This is a genomic window from Paenibacillus castaneae (assembly GCF_002884445.1).
GTDB lineage: Bacteria > Bacillota > Bacilli > Paenibacillales > Paenibacillaceae > Pristimantibacillus > Pristimantibacillus castaneae.
On the sequence record NZ_KZ614144.1, the window covers coordinates 2,562,256 to 2,579,741 of the forward strand.

Consider the following 17,486-nt stretch of genomic DNA (forward strand, 5'->3'; position numbering starts at 1 on the left):
GAAGGGGGCATAACGGTGTGGGAGGAATGAATTTGAATTCGAAAAAGGTGGTGTTTAGCGTGATGATGCTGTTATCGATGTTTAGTTTTATTGGCTGTGGTTCACAGGAATCTAAGGATCAGAAAGCGGAGAAAAGAATTTTGGAGGCTCTTCAGGAGAAATACGGAGAAGAGTTTGTACTGGATTCAATTGGCGGCGGCTGGGGGACCATGAACAGCAATACGTTGAAGGCTATCGTTTACCCTAAGCAGGACGAGTCGATTCGTGTGGCAGTTGAGATTACGAAGGATTTAAAAAACGTCTATGACGATTATTTAAATGAAGCGGTGGCTAAAGCAGCTGAGAAACCGATTGAACAATTAGCTAAAACAATTTGGGGCGACGTAAAAGTGACAAACGGCAATGATACAGGGATGATGTACCCAGACCATTCGGATATTCATATGTCCTATGAACGGTTTTTGGAGCTATACCCTATGAATTGGCAGTTGGTTACGATTTATGTGCAAGGCGACAGCTATGTAGACAGCGAAGGCAAGATGGATCAAGAGTCCGAAATAGAAAAGTATAAAGAATTTGCTAAACTGCTCGCAGATAATAAATATGTTAAAAGCGATGTAATTATAGCTTACCTTACACCAGATGCGTACGCTCGATTTAATGAAGCTCAACAATCAGTAAGAACGGTAATGAATTTCTATACTAATGAAGAAGAAGAAGAAGGGAAATTGAATTTTATAACAATGAACGGCTATAAGTTGGATGAAAACGGTCAAATTATAGAGTCGGATGAAAAGATAAATGAAGATTTCGACAGGTGGGAAGAAACCCGTACGAACTGGGTGGAGAAAAGAGGAGGAGCATAATGTCCGAATCCCTTAGTGAAATAGAGCTTAAGCAAATCTCACAGCTTGTATATTTAGATGTAAAAGGTACTGACTCTACTGGATTAGAAACAGCTCTCTCTCGTTTTTATTCTCGGAATAAAAATGAAATTACGGTCGGTGATTTAATTGACTATTATACTGCAAAAAAAGGCGGAAGGTTCGAGTACACCAATATAGGTGTAGAAAAGATTAAAGAAAGATTCCCCGGCACGCTGAATGGTAGAAATGAATATGAGTACTGGAATGAGCTGCTTGCAGATTTAGATAAACCGGAATATAGAAACTGGAAAATAACAAATGTGGATTCCAAAAATGGTAAGGAAGAGTCCGGATTCGTTGCATTCACAGTGGAGACAACCGGGGGTGCTAAGGTTGCTGCTTTCAGGGGAAGCGAGCCACTGGAGGATCCGCTCTATCGAAATGACTGGAAAAATAACGGCACGACCGCTTATGAGCTTGAGTCACGCCAGCAGGCGGATGCAAGAAATTATATGAATAATTTTAATCAAAAATATTCGAAAAATCCTATTTTTGATTTGTATTTAACGGGGCATTCCTTAGGGGGCAATCTCGCATTATACTCATCGTTTATTCTGCCAGATGAGCTGCGGGCAAAGCTAGTATCCGCCTCCACCTTTAACGCTCCGGGCTTCAATGGTGATGTTCTGAATAAATACAAACATTATATTGATGAAATGATTAAGAACGGCCAAATAAGCGAGTTTCGGAATAAGTATGATATTGTACCCGCTTTGTTTAAGAATCCTACAAAAGGCATTTATATTGATACGTTATCCGAAGGTGAGGCATCGTTGGATCATCACTCGATGTTTTCTCTGAAAATGAAGGAGGATGGAAGCAGCTTTATACAATCGAAATCTCAATCCAGGGCACTGGTAGCAAATTTAGTACACAATATAACCGTTGGATTAGAGGTTGTTCCTAATTTCATCAAGGAGCAGCTTATTACGGAGATATTCAAAATTTGGGATGGACGAATTGAATTAAAGCATATTTTATTCGCTGCAGCTGCTGTTGCGCTGGTCATTACGGTTGGTCCGGTTGCGGCATTGGTAGGCGCCTTGAAAGCCGTATTAGCCTTGTATGTCATTGGATATGTCATAGACACGCTTATTCCGATGATAAAAGAAGGCGTTGCAAATATTGCGGAGGGTCTTAAAGCTTTCTACCATGAATCGGTAGCCTATATTAAAGGACTAGTAGATGATGCGATTAAAGCAGCAAATCTAATAGGCAGTAAAATCGCAGAATTTCAGCAGCAGGTAAAGGGCGCGGTGTCGAAATTTTTCACTGATCTTAAGGATGGCTTCAATAAGTTTGTTGCTGATACGATTGTATATGTGAAGGCCAAATGGGATAAATTGGTTGGTCTAAAAGATAAAGCGGTCAAAAAGATGGTTGAAATATTTGAAAGCGTTAAATCAACCATACGGAAGAAAAAAGACGAGTTCATCGCCAATGTACAATCATTCAAAGATAAGGTCATTAGTAGTATTAAAGCTAAAATCATAAAAACAGTAGCCAAAATTGCTGTAGCAGCAGCTGGTGTAGCCAGAAGCGCCAAAATCCTTGCCAATCTAGACAGATTAGAAGGTTTGTTAAGGACCATTCAGCGCAGAGGAGAGAATATTGCTGAGATCATAAATCGCGCCTTATCTCAGGCCAGCAATGTTTCTTCAACAGTAGGAAGAAGTTATGGAGAGTCATACGTACAATCGGGCATAAGAGATGTCCAAAGCGCGACTGAGGAAGTTCGAACAGAGAAGAGGCGCATGGAGGAGACGCTTAACCGCAGAATCACTGGGATAAATTATTCCATCGCTAAATATCGAGAAATAGAACATAAGATTGCCATCGCTGCTCGAATGGCTGCGCCAACTATCCGGTAAATCGTGTGCACAATATTAACCAGCTTATAAATCGAAAGGAGATCAACCAATGAAACGTATAATCACGTTATTTTCAGCCTTGATCATAACTGCCTTTTTTGCCTCAACCTTCTCTGTATTCGCTGCCGTATTGCCATTAAGGGTAGTGGTGGATGGAGATAAAATCACGTTTCCTGATGCACAGCCATTTGTTGATGCTAATCAAAGAACTCAAATACCTATTCGATTCGTAAGCGAAGCCTTAGGAGCTAAAGTGGTATGGGATGGCAAGAACAAAAGCGCAACTATTACACATAACGGAAAGAAGTTGGTTATTTATATCGGGAAAAAAACCTATGAATTAGATGGACAAACGAAGCAAATGGATACGGAGGCTTTATTTAATGATACAAGAACATTTGTCCCTCTTCGCTTCGTGAGTGAAGGGTTAGGTGTTTCTGTGAATTGGGATGATGCTGTAAAAACCGTATATATAAGCACAAAGTCTACCGTTGAACCTTCGACTGGTGAGAAGGAAGCTGTGGTCCACGGCTTTAAAATCAAATATGTTGAAATGGGAGATAACATTGATCCTGTCTATGTTACGAGCTCCAAACTACGTGTATCGGAAAATGAGTATAAAGGAAAAGACAGAGCTATCATGAATATTGAAATTGGATTCACGAAGAGGGGTGCTGATCCTGTTACAGCAACGAATGAAGCGGAAGCCATTCTTCGACAAAAGGTAGAAAGCGGTGTGGTGGATGATATTATGAAATATGTGAGAACGAAAACGAAAGTGGAAAATATTCTTAAAACGAAATTCTTTACTGATTCAAAATATGAGATTTCAGTTATTTCGCCTGAAAATGATGGTATCGGAATTACAATATTTTTGAAATAGGTGACAAAATTGAAGAAAACGATATGGGCAAGTATAATGACTCTGCTATTATTTCAAGCTCTTGCTTCATTTGTATATTCAGAAGCTGACTCGAGTATGGAATATCGCTTGCCAACAACCCCAGAGGAGATTGTGGCGGATATTAATAAGGATATGAGTGAGCTATATGACGAAGGCGATAATTATTATAAGATGTTTACGAGCAAAGGTTATTTAAGGGTAGATTTATTGAGAAACCGGTTAGCGGTTAACAATAATAATTATGAGATGGTATATGGCAGCAGCCATGGACCTTGGCTACAGCATAGAGGAGGCATGTATGCTTATTCTGGATATACCAGGTTTGGTGAATCGGTATCTACGGATGGCGCACCTTGGTATGCTGGCTGGAGCGGAACAAAGATACAGAACTTTAATATGGTTGAAGCCCCATGGGATGATTCCAATCTTCAGAGAGTTTACATGGTCAAAAAAAATGGCTATGATGGTTATCGCAATACGAAACATAAATTTCTAGCGAGCTCGAATGGAACCTTCGAGCAAGCAATCCTTGTAGGATTAAATTATCATTATGCGGGGAAGAAATATAGTCAGTTTATGTATCAAAGCCTAAATGATCAATATAAGGACAGAGTGGTCTACGACAGAGATGCAAAGCCAAAGGGCGGAGACTGGGTTAAGTATGTGCATGTGTTGCAGCCGCCAACCTATCTGTCTTGGGGAGAGGGACGGATTTATATTAAAGGCGCATCGGGTGCTTATACCTACCTTGGAATACCTATTGCTCCCTTTATCTTATTATCCGACGATCTCTCTGCACAATTCGAGGCACTGCCGTCCGGAGCTGTCGAAGGTGAAGAAGTATTAGTAGGCATCAAGCTTAATTCTTCCTTCACTACGGATCAAGAAACGGATTATGCTTGGAATGTCAAAACTAGCAGTGGAGAGGCTCTCGCCATCAACTATGCAGGCCATGCCAAAACGGAATCAGGATTAATAACGATTCCTGCGAACGGAGAGAGGCTGCTGTATGCTTCGTTTACGATGCCTAAAGGCAATGTGACGATTGGGTTTACCATAAATAAAGACAAAAATTCGCCGAAGGAAGCATCCTACGAGAATAATGTACTGCCTCCTGCAGCAATCAAATTAGTTACGGCTCTGCCTACTGTTACTGGGGAATATGAGCTGGATTATAATGTATTAAAGAAAATAGTGACGTTTCCGTTGTCCGGAGGAGCCGCGATAACAGCTCATTTAAGTCTTCCAAGCCAATCCACATGGGATGGCAATGCATTCGGCGCTTTACATGTGAATAATTTATCAGCCAATGTATTCCGTTCCTTTACGGTGTCGAATAATCCACCGGTGAATGAAGCAGGCACGAGCATCGTGAGAAAACCGGTGATAACGACCAGTCTTCTAAGATCTGATTTCGGGGATGATCCAAAGAATAGGAAATGGCTCAATTGGCCCAATTCCAATGACGCTAAGCTAAACATAGGAACGATTAGCTTCGAAGGCGCGGTAACAAGAAACTATATCCGAACCCTGTCCGTATGTACAACATCCAAGGATCATTTTGGTGAAGAGCAGATTACCTGTACTGAAGAAAAAGAGCCCGGCTCAACATCTGCGCCTTTCAGTCCAGGTGTCGATGTTAAAAATGTTAAAGCTAAGATCTACAATGGCATAAAGACCGTTCCAGCTAAAACGTACAAGGATGTTCTAGAGAATAACACCATAAGCGATCTGAGAAAAAGTTTGTTTTGGACGAATGAGCCGTACGCCTATGATGTTATTCGTTGGATGGCAAATGAGAATGAAAACGGAAAGCTCTATGAATGGACGACTGTCCCTGGACAATATAAACGGACCTTTATCCAGCAGGCCAGAGGTGAAGTGAATTGGCAAAACGAAAAAACGATGGAGCAGCAATACAAACAAGGCAGAGATGCGGCAAGAAAAATGACAAACAATAAAACATTGTATGATAAAGCCGTATTCGCGACTGACAAGCAGCTGCAAAAGTATGATTATCCGATCAAATCCGGTTACTATTTCAATCCAGCGGGCGTATATACCTTTACTGTGGAAACTGAAACATTCAAGCAAACACAAACTGATACAAAGGATCATAAAGATCTTGTCAACGCAGTTATTGATTCCTTCCGTTATGAAACAGACTTGATTTATATTAACAACAAAAAAGTGGCTGTAAATATTTTTAATGAGCCGTTAGGCAAAAAAGGGAATGCCCCTGTGAAGAAAGCGGCTGCGTTGAGCGTAAAAGAGAAGAAAGGTGTAGATTCTGCCGTTCTCTTAACGGTTATTGACCGAAGTGTTGAGGATTCGAGATATTCCAAATCGGTTGAGGAAATTTATCATTCGGAGGAATCTGTGGATAACAAAACGCATCCTTATTGGAAGCTGGTTCTTGAAGGCTACCCGGAGTCCAGTACATTGGGCAGCTTTGACAACTTCAAGTACCGAGAATATGTGGAGAGCGGTCAGAAGATGTATAAGATTAAAGAAAAGACGAAGGTATCCATCATCATTAATAAAGACAATACAAATGTTTATACTCATGCGCAAATGCCGAATGGAGAATATTACGTCCAAGCATGGATTGATGATCTGGAGCTCTCCAATAGCACCAATGCATACAAAACACTTGGTAAGCTGGTTGGGATTAAACCGTTGGATGCGATTAAGATTAATGTTACAGGCTCTATGTACGATGATTTGAATAATTAAAGTCAAAAAAAAGGGGCTGTCCTATAAGTAGATCATCTACTTGAAAGGAAAGCCCCTTCTTCATCATTCTTGATTAAACGTATGGATTCTGTTTTTATAGAGATATGAATTTTTTTAATTATGTAATTGTTAGGTTGTTTGTTTGCAATGTTAAACTGTAACTTGAGGTGATTCCATGAGAGCTGTATATGCAGGAAGCTTTGATCCCATTACGCTCGGACATGTTTCGGTTATCGAACGAGCCTTCCATTTATTCAGCGAGGTTCATATTATTGTCGCCAATAATCGGGCGAAGCAGCATCACTTCACGATTGATCAGCGAACGGAGCTTGTCAGCTTGTCGATAAGTCAGGAAGCAAAGATGATCATTGTTCCATTTGAAGGAATCGTGGCCGATTATATTAATGATAATGACATTAATGTAGTTATCCGCGGCATTCGAAATGCAACCGATCTTGAATATGAGCTGCAGCTGGAGCAGTATATTCGAAATACGACAATGGCGGACACTATTTATTTATCGCCTTACACGCATTATATGCAAACCAGCAGCTCGCTCGTACGCATGTTCTTGAAGTCGGATAAAACTGAACTAGCTGCCTCTTACATGGTTCCGAAAGCGTATCTGCGAATGCTGGAATATGTGGAATAAGGAAGGAAGAAGCTAGCTTTGCGGTTTTGGAGGGCGAGGCCTCTTCTGCTTGAAGCGAGGTGCTACATAATTGCGCTTGCGGTCTCGGAAGAATGTCCAGCCTGCAATGAAACCTGCTCCGGCAGCGAACATAATAAATCCGAGCAGAAACTTCAGCCACTGAAAGTGGGGTGTGATAGCATCATTTCCGAAATCAGAGAAATAAAGGAATACGGAATCCTTCATCTTGAGAAATCCAAAGCAAGCCAGCAGACCGGGAATAACTAGCAGTAGTATAGCAATAAAACGGGCAGTAACTAATTTCATAAATGCTGCGTCTCCTTGTCGATTAAATATACAGTTAGTTCTATCATACCTTTTTCGGCTGTGAGTGTCTATTTCGCAAAAGAGCGATGTAAACAATGATAAAAACAGTTACAATAAGAAGGTGAATGAGGTTTGCAAAGCGCATCGATCATAGCGTACGATACATATCTGAGGGTACAAGCATATCATATGACATCATGCACGTATAAAGAAGGGAATGAATTTTGATGGCTATAGAGGTAGACGTAGCTATACTGGGCGGCGGGCCTGGCGGTTATACCGCAGCGATTCGCGCAGCGCAGCTTGGCAAGAAGGTAGCAATTATAGAAATGGACAAGCTGGGCGGCACATGCTTGCACAAAGGATGTATACCAAGTAAGTCGCTGCTTCGCAGTGCTGAGGTTTATTCAACATTGCTGGATGCGAGTACATACGGTGTAGAGGTAACAGAAGGTGCCATTTCACTTGATTTCAATAAGGTTCAAGCTCGGAAGGAAGGGACGGTTGAGCAGCTTTATCGCGGTCTTCAAAGCTTGATGAAGAAGAATGGAATCCAGATTATTCAAGGCAAGGGAAGAGTAATCGGACCTTCGATTTTCTCGCCGCGCAGCGGTTCGCTCGCTGTTGAGCTTCCAGATGGAGAAATGGAATCGGTCGTATCCACCAACCTGATTATTGCGACGGGCTCAAGGCCGCGTGTGCTTGATGGTCTCTCACCAGATGGCGAATATATACTAACAAGCGATGAGGCGTTGGTTATGGAGAAGCTTCCAGCCTCAATCCTCATTGTAGGCGGAGGCGTAATTGGTGTGGAATGGGCGTCGCTGCTTCAGGATTTCGGCGTGCAGGTCACACTGGTAGAAGCGGGATCACGTCTGCTGCCAGGTGAGGATACAGAAGTGTCGGCGGAGCTGGCTCGTTTGCTCAGTCGTCGCGGCGTTCGCATATTGACCGGCGTTCAGCTTCAGACCGATACCTACAAAGGGGAAAATGGCGAAATTTCGATTTCTGCAGGCACACCGGACGGTGATGTTATTCTAACTGCTGAGAAGCTACTTGTCTCTGTCGGTCGCTTGCCGAATGCAGAGGGCATCGGACTTGAGAATACAGATATTCGTACGAAAAACGGCATGATTGAAGTAAATAGCTTTGGTCAAACGAGCGAACCTCATATCTATGCGATCGGCGATGTGATAGGCGGGGTGCAATTGGCACATGCTGCTGCACATGAGGGATTAGTTGCTGCCGAGCACATTAGCGGCTTGAAGCCCGCAGCAGTAGAGCAGCATTTAGTTCCGCGCTGTATTTATTCCAGACCGGAAATTGCCTCCTACGGCTTAACGGAGGACGGTGCGCGCACCAAGGGCCATGATATTAAGACGGGTAAAATTCCGTTTCAAGCCATCGGCAAGGCGCTTGTGCATGGAGATAAAGATGGATTTGTTAAAGTTATTGCTGATCGCAAGACCAATGATATTGTTGGTGTCCACATCATTGGAGCACACGCGACGGAGCTGATTTCAGAAGCAGCGCTGGCAGGTGTACTCAATGCAACCCCGTGGGAGATTGGCCAAATGATCCATCCCCATCCGACACTTTCAGAGGCGCTGGGCGAGGCTATGCTGGCTGTTGACGGCAAAGCAATTTCTTTCTAATATAGACGGTTTTCTTTTTGCTGCAAATGGAGTTATAATATATATGATCAAGTCTTAGTACCAGGTTATAATAGCAGGTAAAAGGAGGAACACCTTATGACCCAATTTACTTCTACTGGGCAAAATGTTCGTCATGTAGAATTAGGGCTTAGCGATGAGCAAGCAATTGATATGTACAGAACGATGGTAATGGCACGCAAGTTTGATGAGCGGATGCTCTTGCTGCAGCGTGCCGGTAAAATTAATTTCCATGTTTCCGGTGTCGGCCAAGAGGTGGCACAAGTTGCGGCGGCCTATGCGCTGGACCGTGAAACGGATTACTTTTTACCTTACTACCGTGATTATGGATTCGTATTGTCGGTAGGCATGACGCTCCGTGATTTGCTGTTGTCCGTGTTCGCCAAAGCGGAGGACCCTAATAGCGGCGGACGGCAAATGCCAGGCCACTTCGGCTCTAAGAAGCTGCGTATCGTGACGGGCTCCAGCCCTGTTACAACGCAGGTTCCACATGCAGTAGGCATTGCATTAGCTGCAAAAATGAAAAAGAAGCCGCTCGTTAGCTTCGTGACGTTTGGTGAAGGCTCCAGCAATCAGGGGGACTTCCATGAAGGCTGTAACTTTGCGGGAGTGCATAAGCTGCCGGTTATTTTCATGTGCGAAAATAATCAATATGCCATTTCAGTTCCTATTCATAAACAGCTTGCCGGTAAAGTAGCTGATCGTGCGCTTGGATACGGCTTCCCGGGCTTGCAGGTTGATGGCAATGATGCGCTTGAAGTATACAGAATCGTCAAGGAAGCAAGGGAGCGAGCGATTGCAGGTGAAGGGCCTACTTTAATTGAAGCGCTCATGTACCGTCTATCTCCTCATTCCACCTCGGATAACGATCTTGCTTATCGGACCAAGGAAGAAGTAGATTTCAATCGATCTAAGGACGGCATACCGAAATATAAGCAGTATTTGATAGATAGCGGCATTTGGTCCGAGGAGCTTGATACAGAGCTCCAGGCTCAAATACGTAAAATGCTCGATGAGGCTACTGAATACGGCGACAAAGCGCCATTCCCAACGCCAGAATCTACACTGCTGCATGTGTATGCGGATGATACTGAGCAAGGAGGGAATAATTAATGGCTGTTATGGACTATATTGATGCCATTCGTCTTGGAATGAAGGAAGAAATGGAACGAGACGAAGATGTGTTCGTGCTTGGTGAGGATGTCGGCGTTAAAGGCGGCGTCTTCACGACGACTAAGGGGCTAATGGATCAGTTCGGCGAGCAGCGCGTAATGGATACGCCCCTTGCAGAGTCAGCAATAGCTGGCGTTGCCATTGGAGCGGCTATGTATGGAATGAAGCCCATTGCAGAAATGCAATATTCCGATTTCATGTTTCCTGCGACCAATCAAATTATAAGCGAAGCGGCAAAGATTCGTTACCGCTCCAATAATGACTGGACTTGCCCGCTCGTTATCCGTGCACCAATCGGCGGAGGCGTGTTTGGTGGCCTCTATCATTCACAATGTCCAGAATCTGTTTTTTTTGGAACGCCAGGTTTGAAAATTGTAGCTCCTTACAGAGCTTATGATGCAAAGGGATTACTGAAAGCGGCTGTGCGCGATCCGGACCCGGTGCTATATTTCGAAAACAAAAAATGCTACAAGCTTATTAACGGTGAAGTGCCGGAAGAGGATTATATCGTTCCTATCGGTAAAGCAAATGTCCTTCGCGAAGGTGATGATCTAACGGTTATCGCTTACAGCTTGCCGCTGCATTTCGTGGAGCAGGCCGCTGAAGAGCTTGCAGGCGAAGGCATTCAAACGCATATTCTTGATTTGCGTACGCTTCAGCCGCTTGATAAAGAAGGAATTCTTGAAGCAGTTCGCAAAACAGGCAAGGTGCTTATTATTCATGAGGATAATAAGACAGGCGGTGTAGGTGCGGAGGTATCAGCCATTATAGCTGAAGAGCTGATCTATGAGCTGGATGCGCCTATCATGCGTTTATGCGGGCCGGATGTTCCGGCTATGCCGATTAATCCGCCTGGCGAGAAATTTTTTATGCTAAATAAAGAAAAAGTAAAAGAGGCTATGCGGAATTTAGCTCTTTATTAAAGAATAGGAACGTATCATCCATACGTTTCTATCCTATTTATAGGTCATAGCGAAGCAGGCTTAAACAGATTAGCAGGAGCTGTTTAAGCTTGCACCAGTTAGGAGATGGGATACATGAAATCACTGACGGAAATCGTCGTGCCGCAGCTTGCGGAGTCACTCGTGTCGGCCACTATTGATAAATGGCTAAAACAGCCGGGTGACTGGGTAGACATATATGAGCCGGTATGTGAGATTTTGACGGACAAAGTAAATGCAGAGCTGCCGTCAACAGTTGCTGGAAAGCTCGTAAAAATATTAGTTGGCAAGGGAGAGACTGTGCCGGTAGGAACAGCTATCTGTCTAATCGAAGTCGAAGGCGCAGGGGATGAAGGAAACACAAGTTCGAGTCCTGATTATACGGGCTCAGTGTCGGCATCGCCAACTGCTGCCGTTCAAGTGAATACAGAAGATGCGCCAATGCGCAATCGGTATTCTCCTGCTGTGCAGCAATTAGCTGCCGAGCATGCAATCCGATTGGCTGATGTGCCTGGAACAGGCCTTGGCGGCCGCATTACTCGCAAGGATGTTCTCGCTTATGTAGCTTCTGGAGCCGGCCAATCAGCTCAAGCTGCTAGCGGCACAGAGGTAAAGGTTGCACCTCGGGCTGTAGATTCGAATGCACAGGTTCGTTCCTCAGGCTTGCATTTCTCAGAAACGCCTAGACTGCCGAAAATTGAGGTTGAAGGCTTCTCCGGATCGGGACGCGATAGCTTTATTGACGTAACTCCGCTTCGGAACACAATTGCCCGCAATATGAGACAAAGTGTGACCGAAATTCCTCATGCATGGACGATGATCGAGGTTGATGTAACCAATCTGGTTCTGCTTCGGAACAAGCTCAAAGATGATTTCATGAAACGCGAAGGCATCAATTTGACGTACTTGGCATTCTTGTTGAAGGCAGTCGTCAATGCGATTAAAGACTTCCCGATCATGAACTCCATGTGGGCAGTGGACAAAATTATTGTGAAGCGCGATATCAATATTTCGCTTGCGGTAGGTACAGAGGACTCCGTTCTGACACCAGTCATCAAAAATGCCGATCACAAAAATGTAGCCGGCTTGGCTAAGGAAATAGAAGAGCTAGCCCGTAAAACCCGTAAAGGAAAGCTGACGCTTTCTGATATGCAGGGTGGAACCTTTACTGTCAACAATACCGGTTCTTTCGGTTCAATCTTATCTTATCCCATCATAAACTATCCTCAGGCTGCTATCCTGACATTTGAATCGATTGTAAAACGTCCAGTCGTCATTAATGATATGCTGGCTGTACGATCCATGGCGAACCTTTGCTTGTCGCTGGATCACCGTATTCTAGACGGCGTCATTTGCGGCCGGTTCCTGCAGCGTGTAAAGGATAATTTAGAAAGCTTTAATCTAGAAAGTAAATTGTATTAGAAACGAGGGGACCGACATGGCTGAGGCGAATAGCTCGAGTAGCTTAAGACGGTTGGAAGCCCACTATATTGGAATGCTCGATTACGCGAAAGCGTGGGATCTGCAGAAAGCATATGTGAAACAAATTGATCAGGGGGAGCGCGAACAGACGCTGCTCCTTCTTCAGCATCCACCGACTTATACGATGGGGTCTGATAAGCATCCAGAGCATTTGCTGCTCGGTGAAGCGGATCTCAAGGAGCGGGGAATAACGTTATTTCAGATTGATCGCGGCGGAGATATAACTTATCACGGTCCAGGTCAGCTGGTAGGCTATCCTCTGCTTTATTTGGATGCGGAAGGTCTTGATTTACATGCATATTTACGCAGTCTCGAGCAAGTCATTATTAATTGGCTTGCAGAGTATGGTATAGAAGCGGGCAGAAAACAAGAATATACAGGTGTATGGGTTGGCGATCAGAAGATTGCTGCCATCGGTGTGAAATTCAATAAAGCACGGCAGCGCAGAGGCTTCATTACGAGTCATGGGTTTGCTTTGAACATTAAAGCAGGCATTGCTGGTGAAGGGTTTAGCGGTATTATTCCGTGTGGAATTGAGCAGTACGGAGTAACTTCGTTTAATGATTTAACAGGGCAAAACTTGACGGTTGAGGAAGCGGCGAATCAACTGCTCCCTCATTTTGTCAAAGAATTCAAGGCTTTAAATACTGTATTAATAAAATAATGAACCTAAGCCTGCTACCAGGGTAGATAATAACAGAGCGGATACAAGCAGGATAGCTACGAAACGTATAAGTCGTTGTCTGCGCATAAAGAAAACTCCTTTCATATTGGAACAGCTTTATTTGTATGTGGGCTTGTCTTTACTCTATTGTATACGAAAAATATGGATGGAGGAAACGTAAATGATTACAAAAAATCGACTAGTGGATGAATTTATGGAATTAGTGCGGATTGATAGTGAAACCAAGCATGAGCAGGAGATCAGCCTTGTGTTAAAGCAAAAATTTGAAGCGCTTGGTTTACTTGTCAGCGAGGATGATGCTGCGGCAAAAACGGGTCACGGTGCAGGAAACCTATTTGCGATCTTGGAGGCTTCCGAAGAGAACTCTTCAGCACCGACGGTTCTATTTACCTGCCATATGGACACGGTAACGCCGGGCGTTGGCATCAAGCCGCAGCTGGATGATGATGGGTACATACGCAGCGATGGCACAACGATTCTCGGTGCGGATGATAAAGCGGGTCTTGCAGCTATCTTTGAAGCGATCCGCGTCGTCAAGGAACAATCTATCCCGCATGGACGCATTCAATTTGTCATAACAGTCGGTGAGGAATCAGGCCTTCTAGGCGCACGCTCGCTTGATGCATCGAAGCTGGAGGCGAAGTTCGGCTATGCGCTGGATTCCAATGGCTCAGTTGGCGACATTGCGGTTGCAGCGCCGACGCAGGCCAAGGTTACGATCAAAATGTATGGTCGTTCGGCACATGCCGGTGTCAATCCAGAGGATGGAATAAGTGCGATTCAAGTAGCTGGCAAAGCGATAGCTAGAATGCCGCTCGGTCGTATAGATAAAGAAACAACAGCCAATATTGGCCGTTTCGAAGGCGGAGGCGCAACGAATATCGTATGTGATTTTGTCAGACTCGATGCCGAGGCTCGGAGTATCGTGCAGCACAAACTGGATAATCAGATTGCAGCTATGCGCAAAGCAGTGGAGAGCGCAGCGGAGGAGTATGGCGCGCGTGGCGAGTTGGAGAGCGACATCATCTATCCAGCTTATCAGCATTCAGATGAAACTCCGGTTGTACAGCTAGCCAAAAAAGCGATACAAGCAATTGGTCTTACGCCAAGAACATTTCATTCCGGCGGCGGCAGTGACGCTAACATATTCAACGGCCTGGGTATTCCAACGGTTAATTTAGCTGTTGGTTATGAGCATATTCATACGACTAAGGAACAAATCAAGGTAGAGGATTTGGTTAAAACGACGGAGCTAGTTGTTGAGCTAATTAGACAGGCAGCTTCTGCAGAGTAGCTAAGCCATATTTTCGAAACACAGAAAGCCCTTCGATCCTATGGCTCAGTAGTACTGAACGAGGACGGAGGGTTTTTGCTTAAATGCTAAAATTAATTAATTCGATTTCTCAGACTGAACACGGCGCACGCTGATCACATTGGTGTATTCGGACATCGGGCTTCTTGATAAGGTAGAGGCAGAGAGCTTGCGCAGCTGATGCCGGATTTCCCAGCCTTTTCCTACAAGTCGTAAATGATTTAAGGATACATATTGTTTCATATAAACCGCTCCTGTCGTTTTTGTATAATGATAGTTATGCTCAGACAGGACAAGTTATGCGGAATATTATATTGGTAATTAAAGGAGACGGTTCATTATGGAAGAGCAGCATGCAGTTGGCTTATGGCGTGAAGAAACGGTTAAGACTGATGAAATTTTCAAAGGCAAAATGATCAGTCTACAGGTGGATACTGTTACGCTTGAGGATGGAAGAACGGCAACAAGGGAAATCGTCAAGCATCCAGGCGCAGCAGCGGTTATGGCATTGCTGGATGGCAAACTGCTTGTCGTTGAGCAGTTTAGAAAACCGCTGGAGAAATTTCAAATCGAAATTCCGGCCGGCAAGCTCGACCCCGGTGAAGATCCAATGACCGCAGCAGCCCGTGAGTTGGAGGAAGAGACAGGCTACCGCTCCAATGATCTGAAGCTTCTAAGTGCCTTTTATACATCTCCAGGCTTTGCTGACGAGAAGTTGTATGTATATTTCACCGATCAAGTTGAATTGGGCATACAAAACCCCGATGAAGACGAAGACCTCAAAGTAGACGCAATTACAATTGAGCAAGCTGAACAATATATTCAACAGGGCCGCATCAGTGATGCCAAAACCATTCTCGCTGTTTACGCGTGGAAGCTATACATCCTAACGGGTCAGATCTAACCGACCCCCTCTAAATTTGCCAATCGAAAATTTTCATGATACCTCCGATACTAGTTGATACAAGCCCTCGTCATAGCTCTAATTAATCCCTCATACACTAGAGAGACAACCCATTGAAATATTTCCTTACCTACTACATTTAATCGTGTCACGAAGAGACGAAAGCGATTCACAGCAAACGCATTTTTTCATACCGTTCTAAAGCCTTAGATAGTCCTTGAGTCCAAAGGGTGCAGCCCCTTGGGAACCTCCTTTGGAAGAGAGGGATCGGCGGGCTCGAAAATCTTTGTTAAGGTTGGAGGTTTCTTATTTGAAAAACCAGCTGTCACTCTATGTGTTTGTATCCGTCTTGTTTGTTGTCGGCGTTATTTTTGGAGCATTAATGGTCAATGCGCTTACGTTTGAGCAGCAACAGAAGCTAGCGCAAGAAATGGATCAGTATGTTCAAATGATGAATGCAGGAAGCGGCTCTGGGGAAGCACAAACGTTCTGGGAACGTTTGATGTTCCACAGCAAGTGGTTGATTGTTTTGTGGCTGCTGGGCATTACAGTTGTCGGCATTCCCGGCGTGCTCGCCTTAAATTTCTTGAAAGGGTCATTGGTAGGATTTTCTGTTGGGACGCTTATTAATCAGTATGCTTGGAAAGGTGTCCTGTTCTCGCTCGTCTCCATTGCTCCGCAAAACATGATAACCGTACCAGCTATGATTATTACAAGTGCGGCTGCTCTTTCATTCTCGATGTTTGTCGTCAAAAACAGACTTCTTCAGCAGAAGGGCAAGCTAGCGCCGGAGTTAAGCGCATTTACCTCTACAGCATTGCTAATGCTGCTTCTGTTCGCTGGTGCGGCGCTGTTTGAAGCTTATGTTTCTCCTTCGATGATTAGCTGGGTATCACCCTTTCTATCGCCCGCGAACGCCACAATCTGACACCAAAATGTTTGACTTTATTAGAGGTTAGCACCTATAATGGAGGGAAACGTTAACTGAAAAAGGCGCAGATGTGGTAGGGGGGAAATCATGGAAGCCCGGATTGAGAAAATTAAACAACAGTTGCAGTCGCAGGGCTACAAATTAACCCCGCAGCGTGAAGCAACGGTACGTGTTTTACTAGAGAATGAAGACGACCACCTGAGCGCTGAAGATGTATTTATGCTAGTTAAGGATAAAGCCCCAGAAATCGGATTAGCAACGGTTTATCGGACATTGGAATTGCTAAGCGAAATGCATGTTGTCGAAAAGCTGAATTTCGGCGATGGAGTTGCGCGGTATGATCTGCGTACAGACAGCAACAAGCATCATCATCATCACTTAATATGCGTGCAATGTGGAACAATGGATGAAATTAAGGAAGACTGGCTTTTGCCGCTAGAAGAACGACTTGAGCAGGAATACGGATTTTTCGTCATTGACCATCGTCTGGACTTTCAAGGCGTGTGCCACCGTTGCAAAGCAAAAAACGACCTTGCAAATCCAAACCCAACTGAAAATCAATCATAAACGGCTAAGCTGTCCATCGAATTGGGACGGCGAAGCCGTTTTGGCGTTTTTAAGGGAGGAAGCTTGGGGGCGTTGGATTGGAAAAAGCAATGCGAGACTAAAATTCTGCGAGAGGGTCTAAGCTTTTATTTCCTATTTAAGTATAAGTAATAATTTTCTCAATAGTTGCTTGATTAGCACACAGCCTATGTGTGTTTTTTTGTGTTTCCTAGTGTCATCTTCAGCGGATAAGCTGATGAAAAAATACTATACAAACGCTACGAATAAATGCTCTTCTATGGCTGGTCGCATCATAAGTTATGCGAATAATCTTCATGCGGCTTAAACTTCGATGGTTTATTGATGGGTGTCGGTAAGAAGCTCTTTAATGGAGTCAAGTAACTGGAAATTCTACAGTTAATTTTTCCTGATAAGACCAGTTTT

17 protein-coding genes are annotated in these 17,486 nt (G+C 44.1%); 14 read left to right on the top strand and 3 right to left on the bottom strand.

Translation table 11 applies throughout. The annotated features are described in order from the left end of the window. Positions 1-32: 32 nt before the first annotated feature. From CEF13_RS11040 to coaD, 5 genes are all read left to right on the top strand, one after another. Positions 33-866 (top strand): hypothetical protein, encoded by an 834-nt coding sequence (locus tag CEF13_RS11040; RefSeq protein ID WP_146022700.1) that lies wholly within the window; start codon positions 33-35, stop codon positions 864-866. Further along, entirely contained in the window at positions 866-2,797 is a 1,932-nt protein-coding gene (locus CEF13_RS11045; RefSeq protein ID WP_102710726.1) for an Mbeg1-like protein, read from the top strand. The genes CEF13_RS11040 and CEF13_RS11045 overlap by 1 nt, the downstream gene beginning before the upstream one ends. A 49-nt stretch (positions 2,798-2,846) precedes the next feature. After that, positions 2,847-3,680 (top strand): copper amine oxidase N-terminal domain-containing protein, encoded by an 834-nt coding sequence (locus CEF13_RS11050; RefSeq protein ID WP_102710727.1) that lies wholly within the window; start codon positions 2,847-2,849, stop codon positions 3,678-3,680. Between the two features lie 9 nt (positions 3,681-3,689). Next, entirely contained in the window at positions 3,690-6,437 is a 2,748-nt protein-coding gene (locus CEF13_RS11055; protein ID WP_102710728.1) for a hypothetical protein, read from the top strand. A 175-nt stretch (positions 6,438-6,612) separates the two neighbouring features. Next, positions 6,613-7,089, top strand: a complete 477-nt coding sequence (coaD, locus tag CEF13_RS11060) for a pantetheine-phosphate adenylyltransferase (protein ID WP_102710729.1) — start codon at positions 6,613-6,615, stop codon at positions 7,087-7,089. Positions 7,090-7,101: 12 nt separating this feature from the next. On the opposite strand, the gene CEF13_RS11065 is transcribed toward coaD, so the two are convergent. Then, positions 7,102-7,395, bottom strand: a complete 294-nt coding sequence (locus tag CEF13_RS11065) for a DUF2627 domain-containing protein (protein WP_102710730.1) — start codon at positions 7,393-7,395, stop codon at positions 7,102-7,104. Between the two features lie 227 nt (positions 7,396-7,622). Between CEF13_RS11065 and lpdA the strand changes: the two genes are divergently transcribed. The 5 genes from lpdA to lipB all read left to right on the top strand — a co-directional run bounded on the left by lpdA (position 7,623) and on the right by lipB (position 13,328). Further along, on the top strand, positions 7,623-9,050 hold the full coding sequence (gene lpdA, locus CEF13_RS11070) for a dihydrolipoyl dehydrogenase (RefSeq protein ID WP_102710731.1): 1,428 nt from the start codon (positions 7,623-7,625) through the stop codon (positions 9,048-9,050). Positions 9,051-9,146: 96 nt separating this feature from the next. Further along, positions 9,147-10,181, top strand: a complete 1,035-nt coding sequence (locus tag CEF13_RS11075; protein WP_102710732.1) for a thiamine pyrophosphate-dependent dehydrogenase E1 component subunit alpha — start codon at positions 9,147-9,149, stop codon at positions 10,179-10,181. Then, positions 10,181-11,164: an alpha-ketoacid dehydrogenase subunit beta gene (locus CEF13_RS11080; RefSeq protein WP_102710733.1), complete on the top strand. Its 984-nt coding sequence runs from the start codon at positions 10,181-10,183 to the stop codon at positions 11,162-11,164. Before CEF13_RS11075 ends, CEF13_RS11080 begins: the two co-directional genes overlap by 1 nt. Before the next feature lie 105 nt (positions 11,165-11,269). Beyond that, positions 11,270-12,604, top strand: a complete 1,335-nt coding sequence (locus CEF13_RS11085; protein WP_424991969.1) for a dihydrolipoamide acetyltransferase family protein — start codon at positions 11,270-11,272, stop codon at positions 12,602-12,604. A gap of 16 nt (positions 12,605-12,620) precedes the next feature. Further along, on the top strand, positions 12,621-13,328 hold the full coding sequence (gene lipB / locus CEF13_RS11090) for a lipoyl(octanoyl) transferase LipB (RefSeq protein WP_102710735.1): 708 nt from the start codon (positions 12,621-12,623) through the stop codon (positions 13,326-13,328). Here the strand turns inward: lipB and prli42 are convergent. Further along, the gene (gene prli42, locus CEF13_RS29675) at positions 13,317-13,433 is read right to left on the bottom strand and encodes a stressosome-associated protein Prli42 (RefSeq protein WP_424991970.1); all 117 of its coding nucleotides are present in this window, start codon (positions 13,431-13,433) and stop codon (positions 13,317-13,319) included. The genes lipB and prli42 overlap by 12 nt on opposite strands. 76 nt (positions 13,434-13,509) lie before the next feature. Here prli42 and CEF13_RS11095 point away from each other — a divergent pair, with 76 nt between their 5' ends. Continuing rightward, entirely contained in the window at positions 13,510-14,643 is a 1,134-nt protein-coding gene (locus CEF13_RS11095) for a M20/M25/M40 family metallo-hydrolase (protein ID WP_102710736.1), read from the top strand. Between the two features lie 96 nt (positions 14,644-14,739). Here the strand turns inward: CEF13_RS11095 and mciZ are convergent, their stop codons facing one another. Further along, the gene (gene mciZ, locus CEF13_RS11100) at positions 14,740-14,904 is read right to left on the bottom strand and encodes a Z-ring formation inhibitor MciZ (protein WP_102710737.1); all 165 of its coding nucleotides are present in this window, start codon (positions 14,902-14,904) and stop codon (positions 14,740-14,742) included. Positions 14,905-15,001: 97 nt separating this feature from the next. On the opposite strand from mciZ, the gene CEF13_RS11105 reads away from it, so the two are divergent. The 3 genes from CEF13_RS11105 (at position 15,002) to fur (ending at position 17,063) form a co-directional block, all read left to right on the top strand. Beyond that, positions 15,002-15,565 (top strand): NUDIX hydrolase, encoded by a 564-nt coding sequence (locus CEF13_RS11105; protein WP_102710738.1) that lies wholly within the window; start codon positions 15,002-15,004, stop codon positions 15,563-15,565. Between the two features lie 310 nt (positions 15,566-15,875). Further along, the gene (spoIIM, locus tag CEF13_RS11110; protein ID WP_243864589.1) at positions 15,876-16,493 is read left to right on the top strand and encodes a stage II sporulation protein M; all 618 of its coding nucleotides are present in this window, start codon (positions 15,876-15,878) and stop codon (positions 16,491-16,493) included. Positions 16,494-16,583: 90 nt separating this feature from the next. Beyond that, positions 16,584-17,063, top strand: coding sequence for a ferric iron uptake transcriptional regulator (gene fur / locus CEF13_RS11115; protein ID WP_102710740.1), 480 nt, complete (start codon positions 16,584-16,586; stop codon positions 17,061-17,063). Positions 17,064-17,486: the final 423 nt, after the last annotated feature.

Coding starts and splice junctions, on each gene's coding strand:
- CEF13_RS11065 (WP_102710730.1), bottom strand. CDS start 7,395: ATGAAATTAGTTACTGCCCGTTTTATTGCTATACTACTGCTAGTTATT.
- lpdA (WP_102710731.1), top strand. CDS start 7,623: ATGGCTATAGAGGTAGACGTAGCTATACTGGGCGGCGGGCCTGGCGGT.
- coaD (WP_102710729.1), top strand. CDS start 6,613: ATGAGAGCTGTATATGCAGGAAGCTTTGATCCCATTACGCTCGGACAT.
- fur (WP_102710740.1), top strand. CDS start 16,584: ATGGAAGCCCGGATTGAGAAAATTAAACAACAGTTGCAGTCGCAGGGC.
- lipB (WP_102710735.1), top strand. CDS start 12,621: ATGGCTGAGGCGAATAGCTCGAGTAGCTTAAGACGGTTGGAAGCCCAC.
- CEF13_RS11095 (WP_102710736.1), top strand. CDS start 13,510: ATGATTACAAAAAATCGACTAGTGGATGAATTTATGGAATTAGTGCGG.
- mciZ (WP_102710737.1), bottom strand. CDS start 14,904: ATGAAACAATATGTATCCTTAAATCATTTACGACTTGTAGGAAAAGGC.
- CEF13_RS11085 (WP_424991969.1), top strand. CDS start 11,270: ATGGGATACATGAAATCACTGACGGAAATCGTCGTGCCGCAGCTTGCG.
- CEF13_RS11075 (WP_102710732.1), top strand. CDS start 9,147: ATGACCCAATTTACTTCTACTGGGCAAAATGTTCGTCATGTAGAATTA.
- CEF13_RS11105 (WP_102710738.1), top strand. CDS start 15,002: ATGGAAGAGCAGCATGCAGTTGGCTTATGGCGTGAAGAAACGGTTAAG.
- CEF13_RS11080 (WP_102710733.1), top strand. CDS start 10,181: ATGGCTGTTATGGACTATATTGATGCCATTCGTCTTGGAATGAAGGAA.
- CEF13_RS11045 (WP_102710726.1), top strand. CDS start 866: ATGTCCGAATCCCTTAGTGAAATAGAGCTTAAGCAAATCTCACAGCTT.
- prli42 (WP_424991970.1), bottom strand. CDS start 13,433: ATGAAAGGAGTTTTCTTTATGCGCAGACAACGACTTATACGTTTCGTA.
- CEF13_RS11050 (WP_102710727.1), top strand. CDS start 2,847: ATGAAACGTATAATCACGTTATTTTCAGCCTTGATCATAACTGCCTTT.